Source organism: uncultured Methylobacterium sp. (assembly GCF_964244095.1).
GTDB lineage: Bacteria > Pseudomonadota > Alphaproteobacteria > Rhizobiales > Beijerinckiaceae > Methylobacterium.
The window spans coordinates 1-2,271 of sequence record NZ_CAXTHR010000280.1 but is presented as its reverse complement, the minus strand read 5'-3'; the positions used below and the strand labels follow the sequence as shown (position 1 = coordinate 2,271).

Genomic DNA, 2,271 nt, shown 5'->3' with positions numbered 1-2,271 from the left:
TCGACGTGGGCGATGATGGCGATGTTGCGCAGCTTCATGGTGTTTCCGAAGCGAGTAGAACCCGCCACGGGAACGGCCGCGGATGCGGCCGGCCGCGCCGGGTCGAGAGAGATCCGTGCTGTTGCGCCGCAATATAAGGACTCGGCCTCTGCGGCAAGGGGGCGGAGCCCCGGCGAAGCGCGCGAGCCGCACGGCCGCTCCGGCGCGGGTTCGGCGGCCCGCCCGCCATGTCCGGCGGGATTGCCCCGCGCCGGCGCAGGCGCCATGCAGGCGGTCAGGCCAGCCCCGAAGAAGCCGAGCCCCGTGACAAAGCCCGATCCCGAACCGGTCCGCCCGCCGCTCCGCTTCCGCGGCCGCTCGTTCCTGGCGACCGTGCTCGCGCCGCTGCCGCCGGTGGCGGACTGGCTCGCCGACCTCGACGCCCTGCGCCGGCGCGCGCCGGCCTTCTTCGCCGGCCGGCCGGCGATCCTCGACCTGACCGGCCTCAGCCTCGAACGCGACGACCTGACCGGCCTTGTGGCCGAACTCTCCGCCCGCGCCATCGCGATCCACGGGATCGAGGGCGCGCCGCCCGCGCTGCTGGGCCCCGGCCTGCCGCCGGCGCTCTCGGGCGGCCGCCCGGCCGGCGCGATCGAGGCCCCGGAAGCGGCGCCCGCCCCGGCGCCCGCGGCGGGCGCCGCTTCCGGGGCCTCGCTGATCCTCGACGCACCCGTGCGCTCGGGCCAGGCGATCCTGCATCTTGCCGGCGACGTGACGGTGATGGGCGCGGTGGCCTCCGGCGCGGAGGTGATCGCCGGCGGCTCGATCCACGTCTACGGGGCGCTGCGCGGCCGGGCGATCGCGGGCGCCGCCGGCAACCCGAACGCGCGGATCTGGTGCCGCAGGTTCGAGCCGGAGCTGATCGCCATCGACGGCCTGTACAAGGCCGCCGACGACCTGGAGCCGGGCTTCACCGGCCAGGCCGTCGAGGTGCGGCTGGTGGCGGACGCGATCCGCCTCGCCTTCCTGGAACGGGCGTGACGCGCCGTCACGGGATACCGGCATGAGGGGGCGACAGGAGCCGGGTCCTTAACCGTTCGGTAACCATACCCGCCGTCAATGGTCCGGTAAGGAATCGTTGACCCGTGAAAACACAGATCCTTCCGAACCTCGACCGTCCCGCTCCGGCACAGACTGGGAAAGCTGTGCCCGCCGAGGCGCCTACCCCTGCGGCGGCCGCCGAATCGGCCTCGCCCGAGCCGGTCGGTGCGGCCCCGGACCCGGCAAGACCTGCCGCCCGGCGCATGCTGGCCTTCCGCGGCCGCGCGTTCAAGGCGATGGCGCTGAAGCCCGAGGCGCCGCTCGCCGACTGGCTCGGCGACCTCGACGCGGCGCTCAGGCGCTCGCCGAGCCTGTTCGACGGGCGCGCGATCATCCTCGATCTCGGCGCGCTGCGGCCGGACCACGACGCGCTGGCGAGCCTGCTCGCCGACCTCGTCGGCCGCCGCATCCGCATCCTCGGCTTCGAGGGTGTCGAGACGATCGCTCCCGGCCTGCCGCCGCTGCTGATCGGCGGCCGGCCCGCGACCGATGTCGACCTGCCGAAGGTGCCGGACGAGCCCGCCTCGACCTCGATCACCATCGAGGGCTCGGTCCGCTCCGGGCAGACGGTGGTGCACCCGACCGGCGACGTCACCGTGATGGGCTCGGTGTCGTCCGGCGCCGAGATCCTCGCCGGCGGCTCGATCCACGTCTACGGGGCGCTGCGCGGCCGGGCCATCGCGGGCGCCGCCCGCAACCCGCGCGCGCGCATCTACTGCCGCAAGTTCCAGCCCGAGCTTCTCGGGATAGACCGGCTCGTGCGCACGGCCGAGGACATCGGGACACAGTTGCACGGCAAGCCGGCGCAGATCTGGCTCGACGGCGGCGTGATCCGCATGGCGAGCCTCGACTAACCCAACCCAATTCCAGACCTCGATCAAGGAGCGACACGCGTGGCAAAGGTACTGGTCGTCACATCGGGCAAGGGCGGCGTCGGCAAGACGACGACCACGGCGGCACTCGGTGCCGCGATCGCGCAGAGCGGACAAAGCGTCTGCGTCGTCGACTTCGACGTCGGCCTGCGCAACCTCGACCTCGTCATGGGCGCCGAGCGCCGGGTGGTCTACGACCTGATCAACGTGGTCAACGGCGACGCCAAGCTCAACCAGGCGGTGATCCGCGACAAGCGGCTCGACACGCTGCACCTGCTGCCGGCCTCGCAGACCCGCGACAAGGACGCGCTCACCGACG

At 73.2% G+C, this 2,271-nt stretch carries 4 protein-coding genes; 3 read left to right on the top strand and 1 reads right to left on the bottom strand.

Annotation, left to right across the window (positions count from 1 at the left end; all coding sequences use genetic code 11):
- The coding region (locus ACFE86_RS22535) for a hypothetical protein (RefSeq protein WP_375457533.1) at positions 1-266 on the bottom strand (266 nt) is incomplete at its 3' end.
- A gap of 37 nt (positions 267-303) precedes the next feature.
- Between ACFE86_RS22535 and minC (ACFE86_RS22530) the strand changes: the two genes are divergently transcribed.
- From minC (ACFE86_RS22530) to ACFE86_RS22520, 3 genes are all read left to right on the top strand, one after another.
- On the top strand, positions 304-1,020 hold the full coding sequence (gene minC, locus ACFE86_RS22530; RefSeq protein WP_375457532.1) for a septum site-determining protein MinC: 717 nt from the start codon (positions 304-306) through the stop codon (positions 1,018-1,020).
- 263 nt (positions 1,021-1,283) lie between these two features.
- Complete coding sequence (gene minC / locus ACFE86_RS22525) at positions 1,284-1,934, top strand: septum site-determining protein MinC (protein ID WP_375457531.1); 651 nt, start codon at positions 1,284-1,286, stop codon at positions 1,932-1,934.
- A 39-nt stretch (positions 1,935-1,973) separates the two neighbouring features.
- Positions 1,974-2,271 (top strand): AAA family ATPase (locus ACFE86_RS22520; RefSeq protein ID WP_375457530.1); only part of this gene is annotated, 298 nt, incomplete at its 3' end.